This is a genomic window from Arthrobacter sp. 05T423 (assembly GCF_056396245.1).
The window spans coordinates 1-17042 of sequence record NZ_JBFTLC010000052.1; the positions used below are offsets into that span (position 1 = coordinate 1).

Genomic DNA, 17042 nt, shown 5'->3' on the forward strand with positions numbered 1-17042 from the left:
ACGCACCCGCCCTACAGGCCGCAGACAAACGGCAAAGTTGAGCGATACAACCGCACCATGCTCGATGAATGGGCCTACGCGAAGCCCTATGCGTCAGAAAGCGAGCGTGTTGCCGCATTCGCCGACTGGCTCCATCACTACAATCATCAACGAGGCCCACACCTCACTCAAAGGTCAGCCACCAATCAGCCGTGTCACTAACCTCTCAGGTCAATACACCTAGACGCCCCGTCTCCTCAGGGCCAACCCTCAAGCGCTCCTGCACCTGAATCTTCGCTTGGTGCAGGAGTTTGGTATGCCAGCGGAAGCGCCGACCGCGGGCCCTATGGGTGGGGGAGCGGTGGCAAAATGGGCTGTGCATGCCCATCGGATGAGGGCAGCGCAGGTGATCCGGTGGCTGCTCTTGGTCCGGCGCGAGACCGATCGGGCATCGGGCCTTGCCTGTTGGCGGCGGTCTCCTCGAAATCCATGCGTAGACCGTGGACCCGGGGCGGGAGAGCGGCGCAAAGCCCGCACACTTGCCCCCGACGCTCACATGGAGCAAACTGGCGGTTCGCCAGGGAATGTCCCGCTGGAAGGACACGCGGCAGGCCCCCTCGGGCTCTATCCGGAGGGCGCTTGACGGCCTATCGTGGTCCTGACACAACACAAGGGAAGGAACGAAGATGTTTACCCTGCAGATTGGCTATCCGGTCCGAGACTACGAGGCCTGGAAGAAAGTCTTCGACACCGACCCCGCAGGCCGCGCCGCCTCAGGCGCCCGGTCTGTCCGCGTGTTCCGGGATGCAGAGGACCAGAACAGCGTGGCCGTGCTCCTGGACTTCGACTCTAAGGATGCTGCGACCGGCTTTCTGGAAAAGCTGCGCACCCAGGTGTGGGATAAGCCGGATGTGATCGGGCAGCTGATGACGGCATCGCCAACAGCCAAAATTCTGGAAGAGGTGGCCCGCGAAGGCCAGGCCGCGGGCTGACCCAGCTTCAAAAAGGGGCGGCCTGCGCCGCTCATCGAATGCAATATCAACCGAACTTGCTGGTGGACCGGTGTATTCGGAACCTGCGAATGCCACTGCTTCAATGGTTCGACTCAGTCCCCAGAGGGCAGAAGCTCTTCCGGGGCAACTGGCATGCGCGGGTATCATGGGGCGGGAGTAGAGTGCTCGCCACCAGTGTTGCCGGCGGCCTTGGGCAGCCTCGCCCGGCTTGAATAATCGACTTCCAGCGGACCAGGGATAGTGCATGCGGGAAATTTCCGCGAGCGCAGGCATCACGGCCCGGAAGAAAGCGATGAAGCGGCCCAGGAAAACAGCCGAGCCGCCGCGCCGGCTCAAGAAGTCCTGGGCCTTCTCCGGCTTCTCGCGGTGGCGGTTCAGTGCTCTGGTCTCCAGCAGCTTCGGCCCGACGTGCTTGCCTGGCCCCGGCTGGCAACCACGCCGCCGAGCACCCAGCTTTTTTAGGGCGCGGATCGGCTCCGAGGGACCACAACATCGCTTCCCCCCTCGACCGGGACGCACTATGGGAGGACGATTAAGGAGCACCGTTCTAGGAGGTCAGTGATGTGCGGTTCGTACAGCAGGGAGTTCCGTCGCGACGCCACGAAAGACGCCCCGCGGGAAACCGGCAAGCGCCGGGAGCGCCGGGTGGAGGCAAAGGACTTCAAGTTCTGGGCCTTCCCATGGCGCCGCAGGGGGTTCACCGTCCAGGAGCCCGAGAAGGCTCCTGACAGGACCGGCGAGAAGGTCTAGTTCAACAATAGGAAGGAGGACAGCTGAAATAGTTGTCCTTCCTTCTTGACTGGGAGCGCTCACGGGGTGGCGGTGCGGCTGGCTAAATTTCGAGAGTGTCTGACAGCGCCGTCGATTAGGTCAGCCCTCCGGGACGAAGCACCGAACGGACGCAAGAGAGCGGTCCAGGACTAACCAGCCCTGGACCGCTCTACCTTGCCCTGTTGACGGGGAGCACCTACATGTTAGGTCAGCCAGGCGTTCACAGCGTCTTGGTGAGCGTCCACCCACTTCTTGGCCGCGGCCTCGGGCGTCATGCCACCTTGGATGTCCGTGGCCACCGAGTTCTGGTCCTTGTTGGTCCATTGGAAGTTTTTGGCCAGCTTGGCCGCGGGTGATCCGCTTTCCTCGAACTTCTTGGAAATAATCTTGTTGAGTTTGTATGTCGGGTAGTCACAGGCCACCTTTTCCGGGTCCGCGTCACAGCCCTTAGTCCACGCCGGCAGATTGACCTTCTTGAGCGGCACTTCAGAGAGGAACCACTGCGGCTCGTAGAAGTAGCCGAGGAGCGGGGTTTTGTTCTGCTGTGCTGTCCGGAACGACTGGATCAGTGCGGCCTCGGAACCGGAGAACACCACCTTGTAGTCCAGGTTCAGGTTCTTCACCAGGGCCTCGTCGTTGGTGACGAAGGCGGGGTCGCCGTCGAGGACCTGGCCCTTTCCTCCGGATTCCGAGGTGGCGAACATCGAGGCATATCTGTTCAGGTTCTTGCCGTCCGTGATGTCCGGGTACTTTTCTGCCATCCATGGTGGTACGTACCAGCCGATGTGGCCTTCGTTGCCGGTTGGGCCGGCGTCGACGGCTACTTTTTGATCTGTAATGTACTGCTTGGCCAGGTCCGCGTGGCCCCAGTTTTCCATCACGACGTCGACCTCACCGGAGGCGAAGCCCTGCCAGGAGATCTGCTCGTTCAGGTCCTTCTGGACGACGGCGCAGCCAAGCTTGTTCTTCGCCACGTAGCTGTACACGGCGGCGTTGGCCGTGTACCCCACCCAGGCATTCATCGCGACATTAACAGTGCCACAGGGCGCCTGGGCGGCACCGGTGGCGGCAGCGACCTGGTTCACGGAGGCGCCGCCGCAGCCTGCCAGGAGCAGAGCGGCGGCGGCAGCTCCAGCTACCGCCGGGATAGTTCGTTTCAACAGCAGTCCAGCTTTTTTCATCTTAGGTCTCCTTGTTGGGGGGTGTGTGGGGGTCCTCCATGCCCTGCGCCAGGCGCAGGGCGTTTATATGCGCTTACATTGTTGTGGACTGGGTTGAGGGGGTTTTCCGCGCCGGGGTGGCTGCGGCAGCCTGGGTCATCCTGTCTAGAAGGATGCCGAGGAAGACGATGGCAACGCCTGCGGCGAGGCCTTTGCCGAAGAGCGCGCTTTGGACAAAGCCGGCGACGACGTCGTACCCGAGGCCACCCGCCCCCACCAGCGCACCCACAACCACCATGGCCAGGACGTAGATTAGGCCCTGGTTGGCAGCAAGGGCGAGGGACTGCCTAGCCATAGGAAGCTGGACCTTGGTGATGACTTGCCAGGGTGTTGAACCGCTGGCGACGGCAGCTTCGACCACGGTGGGGGAGATCGCGGCGATGCCGTCGGCCGTGATCTTGATGGCTACCGGGGCGGCATAGATGATGCCGGCGATGATCGCCGTGAATCGGGTAGCTCCGAAGAGGCCGAGGAACGGCACCAGGTAGACGAAGGCCGGCATGGTCTGCCCAGCATCCAGCATGGGCCGCATGATTTGGTCCACCCGCTGGGACCGGCCCATGGCCACTCCAAAGATGACTCCCAGGACCATGACCACTGCGGTGGCCACCAGGGTTCCGGCCAGGGTGACCATGGCATCGCTCCAGAGGCCGAGGTAGATGATCACGCCCTGGCAGGCCGTGGTGAGGGCGGCGAGCTTCCAGCCGCCCAGCGCGAAGGCCACAATGGCAATGACGGCCACGAGGATGTAGAACGGGGTGTCCGTGAGCAGCGACTGGAACGGGTTGAGGATTCCGGTGGTGACGGCTTCCCGGAAGGACACCGTGAACAGGGAAAGGTTGGTCTGCATCCACTGGCTGGCCGAGGCCACCGCCTGGACGATTGCCGGACCGATGTTGAGATCTTTGGGGAAGGCTGCAGCCCACAGCATGGTGCGGGACAGCTGCACCATGGCCAGTGCCAGCACCAGGGTGGTGCCGAGGAGTATGTACCGGGTCCTGGGGGACACCGTGCGGTTGCGGGACGCTCCCGGTTCCGCACGCCGGCTGGCGGCCGTGGTCACTCTGTCGAGCACGATCGCGAGCAGGACGATCGAGAGCCCGGCGTTCACGGCCGTGCCGACGTCGAGCGATTGCAGCGCCCGGACCACCACCTGACCAAGTCCCGGTGCGGCGATCAGCGCCGCGATGGTCACCATGGACAGGGCGGCCATGGTTCCCTGGTTGATTCCCATCACGATGGTGCGGCGGGCCATGGGAAGCTGCAGGGTGAGCAGCCGCTGCAGTCCTGTCGTTCCCAGCGAATCGGAGGCTTCGCGGGTGTTCTCCGGGATGTAACGGATGCCATGCGCTGTCAGGCGGATGACCGGCGGCGCTGCGTAGATCACTGTGGCGATCACGGCTGACGCCGGGCCTATGAGGAAGACGAGCGCCAGCGGGGCCAGGTATACGAAGGTGGGCAGTGTCTGCATGAAGTCCAGCACCGGGGTGATCACTTTGGCTACGCGGTTGTACACACCCGACAGGACACCGAGCGGGATCCCGACCAGGAGGGTCAGCAGCACCGCGGTGAGGACCAGGGCGAATGTGTAGGTGGCCTCGACGAACAGGCCTTGAAGGCCGAAGAAGGTGAAGACAGCCGCCGTGAGCAGGGCCACCCGGGCGTTGCCGATCGCGAATGCGATCCATGTGAGCAGAGCAACCGTTCCCAGCCAGCCGATTTCCGGCAGGCGCAGGCCCGTTGAAGTCGCGGCAAAGGTTGTGATGAACAGGTTGGCCACGGCGTCGACCGCGGCACGAAGGGGGGTGAAGATGTACAGGAAGACGGGGTTGTCTGCGCGGTTCGCCGCGACCCAGGCGTTGAACTGGTTGAGGGATCGATGCAGATCAGTCAGCTCGGAGGCGGGCAGGGTCAGGGTGGACGTTCCGTGCAGGACAAGGAATCCCAGGATCCAGACGGCGGCGCCCGCCAGCAGGATGGTGCGCTTGCCGGGGCGGCGGCGGGGTTGACGGACAGTGGGGGGTGCGGGTTGCACCCTTGCTGGGTCGCGGACGAGGGTGGACATTAGGCCGCTGCTTCCGCGGGCCGGAGTACCGACAGGATGCTGTCGCGGTCGATCTGACCGGTGATCCTGCCAGCGTCCTCCACCAGGACAGGGCAGGAGGATGCCATAACTGCCGCAATGGCATCCCGAATGATCATCCGGGAACTGAGGACCGGCGCGTCGCCCGGAGTGCCGGCCTCCACCGGCTGGGCGATCCACTTAAGCGTCAGGACGTCGGCGCGGGGGACTTCGGAGACGAAATCGGCAATGTACTTGTCCGCGGGCGATCCGACCAGGTCATCGCCCGTGCCGCACTGGACTGTTTCGCCGTTCCGCATGATGAGGATGCGGTCTCCGAGCTTGAGCGCCTCGGAGAGGTCGTGGGTTACGAACACCATGGTCTTGCCCATTTCCTTGTGCAACCGGATGACCTCCGCCTGCATGTCTCGGCGGATGAGCGGATCCAGTGCAGAGAAGGGTTCATCGAAGAGGATGGTGTCCGGGTCGCCGGCAAGGGCCCTCCCGAGGCCGACGCGCTGCTGCATTCCGCCCGACAGTTGGTCCGGGTAATGCTGTTCGTAGCCCTTCAGGCCCACCAGCTCGATGATTTCCCGCGACTTGGCGTAGCGCTGGTTCTTGGCTGCCCCGCGGATTTGCAGACCGTAGGAAACGTTGTCTAGCACGGTGCGGTGGGGAAGAAGGCCAAAGTGCTGGAAGACCATGGACATCTTCCGGCGGCGCAGCTCGCGCAGCTCGGCACTGCCTGCCTGCAGGACATCCTTGCCGTCCACCAGGATACTGCCCGACGTCGGCTCAATCAGCCGGGTGAGGCAGCGGATCAGTGTGGACTTCCCGGATCCGGACAGACCCATGACCACGAACACTTCACCCTTGGCGACGTTGAAGTTCATGTCGCGGACAGCTGCAACACAACCGGTGTGTTCCAGCAGCTCGGCGGAATTCAGGCCGGAGAGTTCGGGATTGCTGGGAATCTTCTCACCTCCGGGCCCGAAGACCTTCCAGAGGTTGCGCACTGATATGTCGGGACTGTTCATTGCTGTACTCCTGCCTGTGGAGGCTCGAACCAGGGACTGAGGTTGGGGTCGATGTTTTTGCCAGATGTGTTGCGTTTCGCGGTCTTCCGGGACTTCGCAGCCTTCCGGCAAGCCGCCCGCGACAGACCCCTCTTGGTGGCGTGCACGTGTCGTTCGGGCGAACAACTCGCCATCCTTCATGTGAAAGACGGTGATCGGCGGGGCCGTGTCGAGCCGGACGGCCGCTCCGGGTCCAAGCGGTGAGCCGGCAGGCGACGCACATCTATAAACCTCTTCCCATTCCGTGGACTCGAATAGTTGTGCCACCGTCAACGCCGATCACAATACGCAACAGAGTGATCTATGCCACTCTGTCTTGTCAAGGGATCCTGTTAATATTGGCGAACCCTTGACAGCGCCTCGCCTGTGCGTCAACGTGTGTCGGCTAGCGAAGTCCGTTGCGTGTTACGGAATTCGGTTGCATCCAGCTGGCCGAAGGGAGGCGGGGTAGGGATTGGCTACAGCGGGGCTTTTTTGGAATTTCTACCGCCCCTGCAGCCCCCCCGCACTCGAGATCTCGCGGGAAGGCCCGTCCTCCCCGAACTTGCCGGCCCTCGGCGCTCGGCCCTGTGGCGGCAGAATCCAAAGCAACAGCTCTTGGGAAGGCCGATCCAATGACGTGCCCATGCCAGGCGCTGGCCGTCGAAAATCGCCACGAGACCCCAAAGGACCGGGCCTGGTACGCGTGCGCAGCCGTGAGCACGGCTGGTCGTCAGGGGAGACTGCCCCGGCATGGGCCTGCGTTGCTGGAAATCCTTACGAATTACAGACAGTCCGGCCCGGTATCACCGGAACGCTCGCAGCGGCGGTCGGTGGGATCTAAGGTGAGGATATGGCCCTAACCCGCGGCTCTGAGCGGACGTTCGGTGACGATCGGCGTGACCGGCGAGTCCTTGTTGTGGAGGACGACCCGACCGTCAGGGAGGTTGCCTGCGACTATTTGCGCTCGGCGGGCCTGATCGTTGACCAGGCTGCCGACGGGTTCAGCGCGCTGAGGGCTGCGGAGCGAACGCGGCCGGACCTGATCGTGCTGGACAGGATGCTTCCCGGTATTGATGGTGCTGAAGTTTGCCGAAGAATCAGGGACAAGGCGTCGACGCCGATCATCATGCTCACCGCGCTCGGCTCCACCGAGGAACGCATTGAGGGCCTGGAAGCAGGCGCGGACGACTACCTGGCTAAACCGTTTTCCCCGAGGGAGCTTGTCCTTCGCGTCCTGTCGATCCTGCGCCGCAGCGTCACTGACATCACGCCGGAGGCCGCTTTCGACTTGGGCGGGTTCCGCGTGGACGCGTCCAATCGCCGGATCTTCAAGGACGGGCGGGTGCTGGGGCTTTCGGTGCGCGAATTCGATTTGCTGGCCTTCCTCCTGAAGCACCCGAACCAGGTTTTCAGCCGGGCGCAGCTCCTGAAGGAGGTGTGGCAGTGGAGCTTCGGGGACCTGTCCACTGTCACTGTCCATGTCCGTCGGGTCCGGGAAAAGATAGAAGAAGATCCGACTCGGCCGGAGTTTTTGACCACCGAGTGGGGCGTCGGTTATCGGCTGAGCATCCAAGAAACAGACGGATCGTGATTACGCTCCCGGACTTCGGAACCATCCTCCTCACCGCGGTGGCGGTGGCTGTCCTCGTCGCGGCCATCGCAGGGATTGCCCTGCGTTTCGCGCGGCGAAAGTCGATGCTGTTGCGGCTGCTGATCGTTGTCGGCGCCACGGTTGCTTCCATTGCGGGGGCGACTATCGCCATCGCCGCCCAGATGTATATCTCCGAACACGATCTGGTCGTCTTGTGTTGGGTGATCGGTGCGGGCGCCGTCGTCAGCCTGTGCGTCGCCGCACTGGTCGGTGCCGGTATTACGCGCAGCAGCGTCCGGTTGCGGTCCACGGCCCGCGCTGTCGGCGAAGGCCGGATCGTCCTCCCGGAAGATTATGCGGGGATCGAATTCGCTGCACTGGCCCAGGAGCTCGCGGAAACGTCTCGACGGCTTGCCCGCGCCCGGGAGGAGGTCACGACCATGGACCAGTCACGCCGCCGTCTCGTCGCCTGGATCTCCCACGATCTGCGCACGCCACTCGCGGCACTTCGCGCAATGGCGGAGTCGCTCGAAGATGGCGTCGCCGAAGAACCATCCCGGTACCACCGGCAGATCAGGCTCCAGGCAGAGACACTGGCGAGCATGGTCGATGACTTGTTTGAACTGTCCAAAATCCAGTCGGGCACTCTGTCCCTGAACATGGAGCCCGTGTCACTTTTCGATTTGGTCAGCGACGCCGTTGCCGACTTGCATCCGGTCGCCGCGGCGCGATTGATCACCCTCACCGAATCCCGCACCGGAAACCTCACGCTCTTCGGGGACGCACGTGAACTCTCCCGGGTCATCGGCAACCTCCTCATGAACGCCATCGAGCATTCCCCGGCCAACAGCCAAATCCTGATCTCAGCGCGCGAGACGGAGGATGAACACGTCGCGCTTAGCGTCGTGGACTCGGGCGGCGGGATCCCGGAGGAGGATCTGGGCAAGATATTCGACGCCGGCTGGCGGGGCACACCATCCCGAACGCCATCACCCACGTTTGGCATGTCGGCTGGGGCAGGCCTTGGACTGGCGATCGTGGCCGGCATTGTTGAAGCCCACTCCGGAGGCGTGACCGTCCACAACGTCCCGGGAGGCTGCCAATTCGATGTCACTCTCCCGCGGTTCGGAGCCCGCGCAGCCTAAGCGGCAATCGACGCAATCCCGGTTTCGGCCCGCGGCAGCCGAAGCCGGCGCGGGGATTGGTTCGAGGCTTGGACCCCCGCGGTGGCGAGTGTCCGCGTACCGTAAGGATTCGCGGGCCCATTCTCCGGTCCTCGCCCCTAGCGTGGAGGAATGAGCGAAGAGGCCCCTACTAGCGTTGACGTGGTTCTGCCGTGCCTTGACGAGCGCGGCGCGCTGCCGTGGGTGTTGTCGCGGATGCCGGCAGGGTACCGGCCAATAGTTGTGGACAACGGGTGCACCGATGGTTCCGCGGAGACGGCCCTGGAACTGGGCGCGGTCGTCATCCGGGAGGTCCGGCGCGGGTTCGGGGCCGCCGCCCACGCAGGGCTTCTGGCGGCGACGGCGGACTATGTCGCCTTCTGCGACTGCGACGGTTCGCTGGACCCGGCAAGGCTGCCGGCCCTGGTTGCTCCGGTCATGGCCGGCACCGCGGACCTCGTGCTGGGCCGCCGCCGGCCGGGGCGCGGTTCATGGCCTGTCCACGCCCGGATAGCCAATGCCCTTCTGGCCTGGCTGCTGCGCCGGCTGACGGGCGAGTCCGTCTTCGATCTGGGGCCAATGCGCGCAGCGCGCCGGGCTGAGCTGTTGTCCCTGGAGCTTGGGGACCGTCGGAGCGGCTACCCGCTGGAAATGTTCGCCAAAGCCAGCCTGCGCGGTTGGCGGATCGCCGAAATTCCTGTCGAGTACGCCCCGCGAACGGGCCGCTCCAAAGTCACCGGGACGCTCCGGGGAACGGCGACGGCGGTCCGCGACATGTCTGTCCAGCTCACGGCCCTGTCCCGGCAGCTTCGGTCGACTACGCTGCCGACGTCGCAACCTTTGGGTCCGCTTGCCGGGGGAACCGGCCGCGGGGAGCGGAGCGGAGGGAAGTCATGGACATGACGGTGGCGGTCATCGCCAAAGAGTGCCTGCCGGGGCGGGTGAAGACCCGCATGGCGCCTCCGCTGACGCCAGCGGGGGCAGCGCAGCTTGCACAGCTGAGCCTGTCCCGAACACTGGACACGGTGCGCCGTCTGCCTGCCCGTCACCGCCTCCTCGTCATGGAGGGAACACCGCGCAGCCAGGATGCGGAGGGGTTTATGGTGATACGGCAGGCGACGGGAACATTGGACGAACGGCTCGCTGTCATCTGCGACATTGCCGCCGGCCCCCTGCTGATTCTCGGCATGGACACACCGCAGTTTTCCGCGGTACACCTTGCCGCGCTGCTCAGGGATTGGTCCTCGCCGGCCCCAGGGCACGATGCGTGGCTGGGGCCCGCCGCGGACGGCGGTTTCTGGGCCCTTGGCCTCCTCCGGCCTCTGGGATCACTGATCCGCGGAGTACCAATGTCCACGGGCCGGACCGCGGCGCGCCAACGTGCCCGGCTGGCCCGGTACGGGTACTCCACCGGCCTGCTGCCTGTACTCAGGGACATGGACTACTTCACCGATGCCCTGGATATCGCTGCCGGTATCCCGAACACGGTTTTCGCCTCCGCGGTCTCAGCCGCGTCAACACAGCTGGGCGGGTCCGCTCAGCTGCCGACGCAGCCGGCCCCGAAGCCGCACCGCACCGGCGGCCACGCGTGACGCGCCTCATCAGCGCACCGGCACCGGTACATGTCGCCGCACCGGCCGCGGCCTTCGGGCAGGGCAGGGATGATCCCTATGCCCGGGCACTGCGCATGGGTGGCGGCACGCTCACGCTGCGGCCACACGATGCCTCGCCGGAGTGCGGCCGTCGCCTCTCCACGGTGACGACGTTCGATGTCCTCGACTGGTGTTCGGACGCCAGCACGCTGGAGCGGAACCTGCTGCAGAGCCTTCAAGGTCCTGTTCTTGACATTGGCTGCGGACCTGGCCGGATGCTATCCGCTGCCCGGTCTCTGGGCATGAGCGCGCTGGGCATCGATACCAGCGACGAGGCTGTTCGCCTGGCATGCAGCCGGGGAACCCGTGCGCTGAAGCAGTCCGTGTTTTTCCCGATCCCGCAGACCGGGCACTGGCGCTCTGCCTTGCTGCTGGACGGCAATATCGGGATCGGGGGGAATGTCGGGAGCCTGTTGCGCCGGTGCCGGCAGCTGATCGCACCTCGGGGAACGCTCCTGGTGGAGGTGGACCCCGACGACGACATGGACACCGCCTACCAGGCGCTGCTGGAGGACCGCGACGGGAACCGGAGCGAGCCGTTCGCCTGGGCCAGAACAGGCCGGAAAGGGCTGGAGGCCCGGGCATCGAACGCCGGCTGGACCCCCGGCCCGATACAACAGCTTCAGGGCCGGGTTTTTTGCCGGCTGTCACCCTTTTCGGGCGGTGCACGTCCGGCTCGCTCGATGGTGTAGATCGCCGCCGCGGCAACCATGACCAGCACCGCCCAGAACCACAGCAGGTTTGCTGCGTAGTCCCCGTCGAGGGCGCTGATGGTGCGGGCCTCCGATTGTGCCTTCAGCAGTATCCCGGTGATGAGGCTGACCACGGCACCGGTCATCAGGGTCCCGCGGAGTATCGCCGCGGAGGCCGGCCGCAGCCGGGATCCTGTGCGGGTCAGCCCCGCGCCAGCCACGGTGGACAGCGGCACCACCACACCGTCGTGCAACAGGACCGCTACGGCCATCCAGGTCAGGAGTCCCACTAACTGGGCGGGGCCCAGCTGGGTGGGCAGGCCGAGGAGACCGTAGCCGGTGAGCCCGGCGCCTGACAGCCCCAGGACTGCGCGGGCGCCGGTGACGGACGTGGTTGCGTTTGACCGATTCACAGAACCTCCACGGTCTGCAGCCATTTGGTTTGCAGGACACCGGGGCGCCCGGGGGCAATGATCCTGGCCGGGTAGCCGTGTTCGACGTCCAGGACGGCACCGTTGAGTTGCAGTGCCACCAGGGTCCGTTCGTCCTGGACATATTCGGCAGGCATGGACATGATCCGGTACGGTCCCTCGGGCTCAAGGCTTGTCACGCGCAGCGTCGAACGCGTCGGTGCGCCCACAGCGCTGACGAGGTCACGGATGCGCACTCCGCGCCAGCGAGCCGTCTGGCTCCACCCCTCGACGCAGGCGATGGGGAGCTCCTGGTCATGCTGGGGGAGCGCCCGGAGTTCAGCGAGGCTGAAAGCCTTGCGCGTCCCCCCGTAAACGACCGCGAGGGACCACTGGCCGGAGGTGGCGAGATCAGCGACCCTGGCATCCGCGGAGGTTCGGTTCACCGGGACGGACTGCGGGCCTGTGCCCATCACGCGGGGTGCGAAGAGGTTCAAAGGGCTGAGCCAGGAAAATGACTGCCCGGCAGTTGTGAGAACCACCGCCCCGGTGGTCACGCCGACGCCGGCCAGGAACGCGCGCCTGGACCAGCGGCCAGGAGCCGCTTCAAGGCCTTGCACTGCGCCGGACGGGACGTCCGTCCTGCCCGGGCCAGGGCTGCCGCCGGCGCCCTTCGTTTCAGCCTTCAGTTCGGCCGTCCGGACGGCACCCCCGTTCCAATTGGCCATGATGGCAGGAAGCTTCACGGCGATGTGCAGGAGCAGCGACCCGAAGATAGCCCAGGCCAGCCAATAATGGGTCTCCCGGAACGGGAAGGGCCAGGGGTACCACTTGTAGGTGTTGATCAGCCCGGTCGTCAGTTGCAGCAGCGAGGAGGCGATGAACAGGGCGACCGATGCGCGCTCCAGGCCCTGGGACAGAGACTTCACCGGCGGCCACCGGAGCAGTTCCGGATACACGGACCAGAGTTTGGCCAGCAGCAGCGGGATCGAGCCGATGCCGGCGCTCACGTGCAGTCCCTGGCTCAGCTGGTAAATCCAGGCGGGGCTGGTGGGGAAAAACATCCATGACGGGGGGTTCTGCAGGCCGTGGCTGAAGAGGCCGGTCAGGAAGCAGACGGTAAAGCTCAGCGCCAGCCACCGTCCCAGGACAACGGTGAGCCGGGTGCTCCGCGTCGGGGAGGCAAACTTCGCGGCCAGCGCCTCGGTGAGTTTTTGCGCGTCGGGCCTTTGCATGTTTTAAGCACAGCACTGTCACGGACGGAGGGGGCCGCCCGGATCTTACGAAATGCGGAACTCTGCGACAGGATGCAGATTAGGGTGACAGTCTGAGGCACGATCGAGACGTGAGCACGTACCTCCGGGGTCGAGAAGTGAGCGCGCACCGTGCCGGGCCGGCAAAAGGCGGACTAGAAGCCTACGCCGTACCGGCACTGCTCCTGGTTGTCGCTGCCGCGGTGATGTGGTGGATGGTACTTCCGGGAAATTCCTTCGCGTCGGCGCCGCTCGTGGGCTCCTGTCTGTCCTGGCTGATCCTGATCGCCGCCGTCCGGTCCCTGCGGCGCGTTCCGCGCCGCAGGGTCGGTGCCGTCATCATGGCCGGCACGCTCCTGCTGGGTTTGGCTGCGTTCAGCGGCCCGCCGCGGACCAGCAATGATTCGGCAAGATACGCATGGGACGGCATCGTTCAGAAGGCGGGGACCTCCCCGTACGCCTACGCGCCTGTCGACGAAGCCCTGGAAGCTTTCCGGCCGGCGTGGCTTTTCCAGGCCGGAGCAGCCGGAACTAGCGGAAAGTCGCCCTGTCCGGCCCATCTGTCTGGCACCGATTCTGTCGCCGCGACCGGATACCCGTCAGGCGCTCCGCTGTGCACGGCCATCAACCGGCCTCAGGTGCCCACGATCTACCCTCCCGGGGCCGAAATCTACTTCTTCACCGTGCGCGCAACCGTCCCGGACAGTTTCGGGTACCTGCCGTTCCAGCTCGCCGGGTTCCTGATTGGCACCGCCGTCACGCTGATGCTGCTCACGGTCCTGTCCAAGGCGGGCAGGCCCCTCCATCTGGCTGCAGCGTGGGCCTGGAGCCCCTTGGTGCAGCTGGAAGCGGTGAACAACGCCCACGTGGACGTGCTGGCCACGGCCCTGCTTCTGGCCGCGGGAATGCTGCTGGTCAAAGACAAGCCTTTGCGCTCCGGCGCGGCCTTTGGAGCCGCCGTGGCGACAAAGCTCATTCCTGTGATCGCCGCTCCCGCCCTGCTGTTCCGGCGCCCGGCAGCCTTCATTGGCTCAGCCGCTGCCACCTTCGCCGGCCTGTACGCACCCTACGTGCTGGCGGCAGGCACGGGCGTGCTCGGCTTCCTGCCCGGGTACCTGGCCGAGGAAGGCTACGGCCAAGCCGGCGGGGCCAGGTTCAGCCTGGCCCAGCTCGTCTCGGCAGGAGTGTGGCCCATGGTATTGAGCGCCGCCGCCCTGGCCGCTGCAGCCATCATTGTCTGGCGCACCACGGACACCGCAAACATATGGCACCGCCAGGCCATCATGATCGGGCTGACGCTGCTGATTGTCAGCCCCAGCTACCCCTGGTACGCGCTGATGCTGCTGCCCTTTATCGTCCTGACCGGGCGCTGGGAGTATGTGGCGGTGATCCTCGCCCTTGATGTCCTGTACATGGTTCCCACCGTCCCGCCTTACAGTGAGACGATCAGCCAGACGGTGCTGCTTGCCGCGGCGCTGGCCGTCGGGGCCGGGGCATGGCGGCGACGCTGCCGCCGCTACCGGGACGGAGTGTCGTGACAGCGGGCCGGTGGCATCATGGCCACATGGAACGGCGGGGACGGGGCGCTCCCAGGGCGCGGATCGGCATCATCGGAGGTACGGGAACCTACACTTTGCCCGGCGCCACCACGCTGGCGGTGCTGACAATCCAGACCCCGTACGGTCCGCCGTCGGGCCCCCTCACCCTGGCGGAGGTTGCCGGGCACACCGTGGTGTTTGTGCCCCGGCACGGCGCGGGACACTCGGTGCCGCCCCACAAGATCAACTACCGGGCCAATCTCTGGGCGCTCAAGAGCCTCGGCGTCGAGGCAGTGATTTCATCATCCGCAGTAGGCGGGCTGCGGGCCGGGTACCTCCCGGAGACCTTTGTGGTTCCCGATCAGCTCATTGACAGGACCTGGGGCCGGGCCGACACATACTTCGACGGCACGGCCCCGGCGGGCGCCGAAGCGGCCGGGGTGCAGCACCTGCCGGCAGCAGAGCCCTTCTGCCCACGGCTACGCGCCCGGCTGGCCACCGTACTGTCGGAACGTCAGTTGCCGCACGCACCGGCGGGAACGGTGGTCGTGATCAACGGGCCGCGATTCTCCACCCGGGCCGAGTCCGCATGGTACTCGGCCGCCGGTGCCGACATCATCAGCATGACCCAGTACCCCGAACCGGTCCTGGCCGCCGAACTGAACATGGGCTTCGCGAATCTGGCCTACGTCACCGACTCGGACGCCGGCCACGACGGCTCCGAACCGGTCACCGCAGAAGCCGTGTTCGCCCGGCTCAAAAACGCCCAACCGGACATCCTGGCGGTGCTCGAAGCAACGGTCGCCGCGATCGGCGACGACTACGTCCCCACCCGGTCTATGGACCCGGCAGCGGTGAACCGGATCATGGCCCTTGCCCCTCAACCACCCGTGGCGGGTCCGCGATGAGAATCCTGATCACCGGAGGTGCCGGCTTCATCGGCTCCCACATCGTCGACGCCGCCCTTCAGGAGGGCTGGCAGGTCCGCGTGCTTGACTCGCTGGATCCCGCCATTCACCCTGCCCAGCCCCGGCTGGACTCCCGGGTGGAGATGCTCACCGGCGACGTCGCGGATCCGGCGATCGTACTCCGCGCCCTGGACGGGATCGACCTTGTCTGCCACCAAAGCGCCAAGGTCGGGCTGGGCATCAGCTTCGCCGACGCCCCGGACTACATCCGCAACAACGACTACGCCACCGCGGTCCTGCTCGCCGCCATGGACAACCGGCGGATCCACCGCCTCGTGCTGGCGTCCTCGATGGTGGTTTACGGCGAAGGCGCCTACACGGACCCGGAATCCGGACTGCAGGTCCAGCCAGGACCACGGACGGAAGCCGACCTCCGCGCCGGTATCTTCGACCCGCGCAGCCCGGACACCGGAGCAGTCCTTGAACCGGCACTCATCACCGAAGACGCCCGGACGGATCCCCGCAACGTGTACGCCGCCTCAAAGCTGAGCCAGGAACATCTCACTTCCGCGTGGGCGCGGTCATCCGGCGGACGGGCGATCGCGCTGAGGTACCACAACGTCTACGGGCCCCGGATGCCGCGGGATACACCCTACGCCGGGGTCGCGTCCCTCTTCCGCTCGGCCCTTGCCCGCGGCGAAGCCCCCCGCGTCTTTGAAGACGGCGCGCAGCGGCGCAGCTTCGTCCATGTCAGGGACGTCGCCGCCGCCAACATCCTGGCCGCCGAATCCCTGGGAATGGCACCGGTCCCCGGATCGCACCCATCCTTCCGGGCGTACAACGTCGGCGCCGACGCCGTCCACACCATCGGTGAGGTAGCGGCTGCGCTCAGTGTGTTCAGCAGAGGACCTGACCCGCTCATAACCGGCCAATACCGGGCCGGCGACGTCCGGCACATCACCGCCTCATCGAACCGGATCAAAAAAGAGCTCGGCTGGTCCCCGAGGATCGGCTTCAACGCCGGCATGCGCGAACTCGCCACCGCGCCCATGCGCGGAAGACCGGTCGTGCGGGCATGGACCAGTTAGAGTGCGACGGCGACCGATGACCCGATTGCGGACTATGCTCTGCTCTCTGACTGCCGGCCCGCGGCCCTGGTAAGCGGCAGGTCCGTGGACCGGTTGCGCTTTCCCCGTTTTGACAGCCCCTTAGTGTTCGGCGGGATCCTGGGTGAAGTGGCCGCTTCTACTCGACATAAGGGGGAATTGTCGGCGTCCAAAATGGCCAAGTGGAGTGGCCTCGGGGGCCCGGAAATCCGTGTCAGGACTCGCCGAGGAATGCGGTAGTTTCGGGGCCACGGGTGCGGCGGATGGAGAGGGCATCTCCGTCAAAGACTGAAGCTCCGACTAACTTACTTGACGTAATATCCGCACGACACTCCGGAGGGTGACTTCACTCCAAGCCTAATATGTGATTGGTTCTGTCAAGGGGCGGGGGGATGCGTCCCGGGGTTGTGTAGTCCTGGGGTTGCTTGTTTGGTGTTGGCCGTGACCTGGCTGTCGGTGGTCAGTGTTGTTGTGGCYGGGGTGTCTGGCCGGGTGGTCAGCGTGTCGTTGGCGACGGCGTGGTCAGACTAATATGCGCGGGTTGATTACCGCAGGGCGAAGGTGTTCGGCTGGAGCGTATCGCTTCTCTAGAGTCGGGCGCGGCCGTTGGGGGCTGCCCATAGGCT

General features: G+C 65.4%; 15 protein-coding genes and 1 pseudogene. 11 read left to right on the plus strand and 5 right to left on the minus strand.

Going from position 1 to position 17042, the window contains the following annotated elements; all coding sequences use genetic code 11:
• The 3 genes and pseudogenes from AC1DFE_RS22970 to AC1DFE_RS22980 form a co-directional block, all read left to right on the plus strand.
• Nucleotides 1–223 (plus strand): annotated as a pseudogene (locus AC1DFE_RS22970) (integrase core domain-containing protein); the annotation flags it as partial.
• A 442-nt stretch (nucleotides 224–665) separates the two neighbouring features.
• Nucleotides 666–971, plus strand: a complete 306-nt coding sequence (locus AC1DFE_RS22975; protein WP_476908150.1) for a hypothetical protein — start codon at nucleotides 666–668, stop codon at nucleotides 969–971.
• 582 nt (nucleotides 972–1553) lie between these two features.
• Nucleotides 1554–1742: a hypothetical protein gene (locus AC1DFE_RS22980; protein ID WP_476908151.1), complete on the plus strand. Its 189-nt coding sequence runs from the start codon at nucleotides 1554–1556 to the stop codon at nucleotides 1740–1742.
• A gap of 224 nt (nucleotides 1743–1966) precedes the next feature.
• On the opposite strand, the gene AC1DFE_RS22985 is transcribed toward AC1DFE_RS22980, so the two are convergent.
• The 3 genes from AC1DFE_RS22985 to AC1DFE_RS22995 all read right to left on the minus strand — a co-directional run bounded on the left by AC1DFE_RS22985 (nucleotide 1967) and on the right by AC1DFE_RS22995 (nucleotide 6082).
• Nucleotides 1967–2944, minus strand: coding sequence for an ABC transporter substrate-binding protein (locus AC1DFE_RS22985; protein ID WP_476908152.1), 978 nt, complete (start codon nucleotides 2942–2944; stop codon nucleotides 1967–1969).
• A gap of 73 nt (nucleotides 2945–3017) precedes the next feature.
• Nucleotides 3018–5048: an ABC transporter permease gene (locus AC1DFE_RS22990; RefSeq protein WP_476908153.1), complete on the minus strand. Its 2031-nt coding sequence runs from the start codon at nucleotides 5046–5048 to the stop codon at nucleotides 3018–3020.
• Nucleotides 5048–6082: a quaternary amine ABC transporter ATP-binding protein gene (locus AC1DFE_RS22995; RefSeq protein WP_476908154.1), complete on the minus strand. Its 1035-nt coding sequence runs from the start codon at nucleotides 6080–6082 to the stop codon at nucleotides 5048–5050. The genes AC1DFE_RS22990 and AC1DFE_RS22995 overlap by 1 nt, the downstream gene beginning before the upstream one ends.
• 871 nt (nucleotides 6083–6953) lie before the next feature.
• On the opposite strand from AC1DFE_RS22995, the gene AC1DFE_RS23000 reads away from it, so the two are divergent.
• The 5 genes from AC1DFE_RS23000 to AC1DFE_RS23020 all read left to right on the plus strand — a co-directional run bounded on the left by AC1DFE_RS23000 (nucleotide 6954) and on the right by AC1DFE_RS23020 (nucleotide 11201).
• Complete coding sequence (locus AC1DFE_RS23000; protein ID WP_476908155.1) at nucleotides 6954–7694, plus strand: response regulator transcription factor; 741 nt, start codon at nucleotides 6954–6956, stop codon at nucleotides 7692–7694.
• Nucleotides 7691–8839, plus strand: coding sequence for a sensor histidine kinase (locus AC1DFE_RS23005; RefSeq protein ID WP_476908156.1), 1149 nt, complete (start codon nucleotides 7691–7693; stop codon nucleotides 8837–8839). Before AC1DFE_RS23000 ends, AC1DFE_RS23005 begins: the two co-directional genes overlap by 4 nt.
• Before the next feature lie 150 nt (nucleotides 8840–8989).
• Complete coding sequence (locus AC1DFE_RS23010) at nucleotides 8990–9760, plus strand: glycosyltransferase family 2 protein (protein ID WP_476908157.1); 771 nt, start codon at nucleotides 8990–8992, stop codon at nucleotides 9758–9760.
• Nucleotides 9751–10449 (plus strand): TIGR04282 family arsenosugar biosynthesis glycosyltransferase, encoded by a 699-nt coding sequence (locus tag AC1DFE_RS23015; RefSeq protein ID WP_476908158.1) that lies wholly within the window; start codon nucleotides 9751–9753, stop codon nucleotides 10447–10449. The genes AC1DFE_RS23010 and AC1DFE_RS23015 overlap by 10 nt, the downstream gene beginning before the upstream one ends.
• Entirely contained in the window at nucleotides 10446–11201 is a 756-nt protein-coding gene (locus tag AC1DFE_RS23020) for a methyltransferase domain-containing protein (RefSeq protein ID WP_476908159.1), read from the plus strand. Before AC1DFE_RS23015 ends, AC1DFE_RS23020 begins: the two co-directional genes overlap by 4 nt.
• On the opposite strand, the gene AC1DFE_RS23025 is transcribed toward AC1DFE_RS23020, so the two are convergent.
• Complete coding sequence (locus AC1DFE_RS23025) at nucleotides 11132–11614, minus strand: hypothetical protein (protein ID WP_476908160.1); 483 nt, start codon at nucleotides 11612–11614, stop codon at nucleotides 11132–11134. The two genes, AC1DFE_RS23020 and AC1DFE_RS23025, sit on opposite strands and share 70 nt — an antisense overlap.
• Nucleotides 11611–12846, minus strand: a complete 1236-nt coding sequence (locus tag AC1DFE_RS23030; RefSeq protein WP_476908161.1) for a molybdopterin-dependent oxidoreductase — start codon at nucleotides 12844–12846, stop codon at nucleotides 11611–11613. Before AC1DFE_RS23030 ends, AC1DFE_RS23025 begins: the two co-directional genes overlap by 4 nt.
• 110 nt (nucleotides 12847–12956) lie before the next feature.
• On the opposite strand from AC1DFE_RS23030, the gene AC1DFE_RS23035 reads away from it, so the two are divergent.
• The 3 genes from AC1DFE_RS23035 to AC1DFE_RS23045 are packed head-to-tail and all read left to right on the plus strand — an operon-like array spanning nucleotide 12957 to nucleotide 16398.
• Complete coding sequence (locus AC1DFE_RS23035) at nucleotides 12957–14402, plus strand: glycosyltransferase family 87 protein (RefSeq protein WP_476908162.1); 1446 nt, start codon at nucleotides 12957–12959, stop codon at nucleotides 14400–14402.
• A 26-nt stretch (nucleotides 14403–14428) separates the two neighbouring features.
• Entirely contained in the window at nucleotides 14429–15310 is an 882-nt protein-coding gene (gene mtnP, locus AC1DFE_RS23040; protein WP_476908163.1) for an S-methyl-5'-thioadenosine phosphorylase, read from the plus strand.
• On the plus strand, nucleotides 15307–16398 hold the full coding sequence (locus AC1DFE_RS23045) for an NAD-dependent epimerase/dehydratase family protein (protein ID WP_476908164.1): 1092 nt from the start codon (nucleotides 15307–15309) through the stop codon (nucleotides 16396–16398). Before mtnP ends, AC1DFE_RS23045 begins: the two co-directional genes overlap by 4 nt.
• The last annotated feature ends 644 nt before the right edge of the window (nucleotides 16399–17042 follow it).

Bases quoted from the DNA above. Each gene is read 5' to 3' on its own strand.
- AC1DFE_RS22975 (WP_476908150.1), top strand. From the start codon at position 666: ATGTTTACCCTGCAGATTGGCTATCCGGTCCGAGACTACGAGGCCTGG.
- AC1DFE_RS22980 (WP_476908151.1), top strand. From the start codon at position 1,554: ATGTGCGGTTCGTACAGCAGGGAGTTCCGTCGCGACGCCACGAAAGAC.
- AC1DFE_RS22985 (WP_476908152.1), bottom strand. From the start codon at position 2,944: ATGAAAAAAGCTGGACTGCTGTTGAAACGAACTATCCCGGCGGTAGCT.
- AC1DFE_RS22990 (WP_476908153.1), bottom strand. From the start codon at position 5,048: ATGTCCACCCTCGTCCGCGACCCAGCAAGGGTGCAACCCGCACCCCCC.
- AC1DFE_RS22995 (WP_476908154.1), bottom strand. From the start codon at position 6,082: ATGAACAGTCCCGACATATCAGTGCGCAACCTCTGGAAGGTCTTCGGG.
- AC1DFE_RS23000 (WP_476908155.1), top strand. From the start codon at position 6,954: ATGGCCCTAACCCGCGGCTCTGAGCGGACGTTCGGTGACGATCGGCGT.
- AC1DFE_RS23010 (WP_476908157.1), top strand. From the start codon at position 8,990: ATGAGCGAAGAGGCCCCTACTAGCGTTGACGTGGTTCTGCCGTGCCTT.
- AC1DFE_RS23015 (WP_476908158.1), top strand. From the start codon at position 9,751: ATGGACATGACGGTGGCGGTCATCGCCAAAGAGTGCCTGCCGGGGCGG.
- AC1DFE_RS23030 (WP_476908161.1), bottom strand. From the start codon at position 12,846: ATGCAAAGGCCCGACGCGCAAAAACTCACCGAGGCGCTGGCCGCGAAG.
- mtnP (WP_476908163.1), top strand. From the start codon at position 14,429: ATGGAACGGCGGGGACGGGGCGCTCCCAGGGCGCGGATCGGCATCATC.
- AC1DFE_RS23045 (WP_476908164.1), top strand. From the start codon at position 15,307: ATGAGAATCCTGATCACCGGAGGTGCCGGCTTCATCGGCTCCCACATC.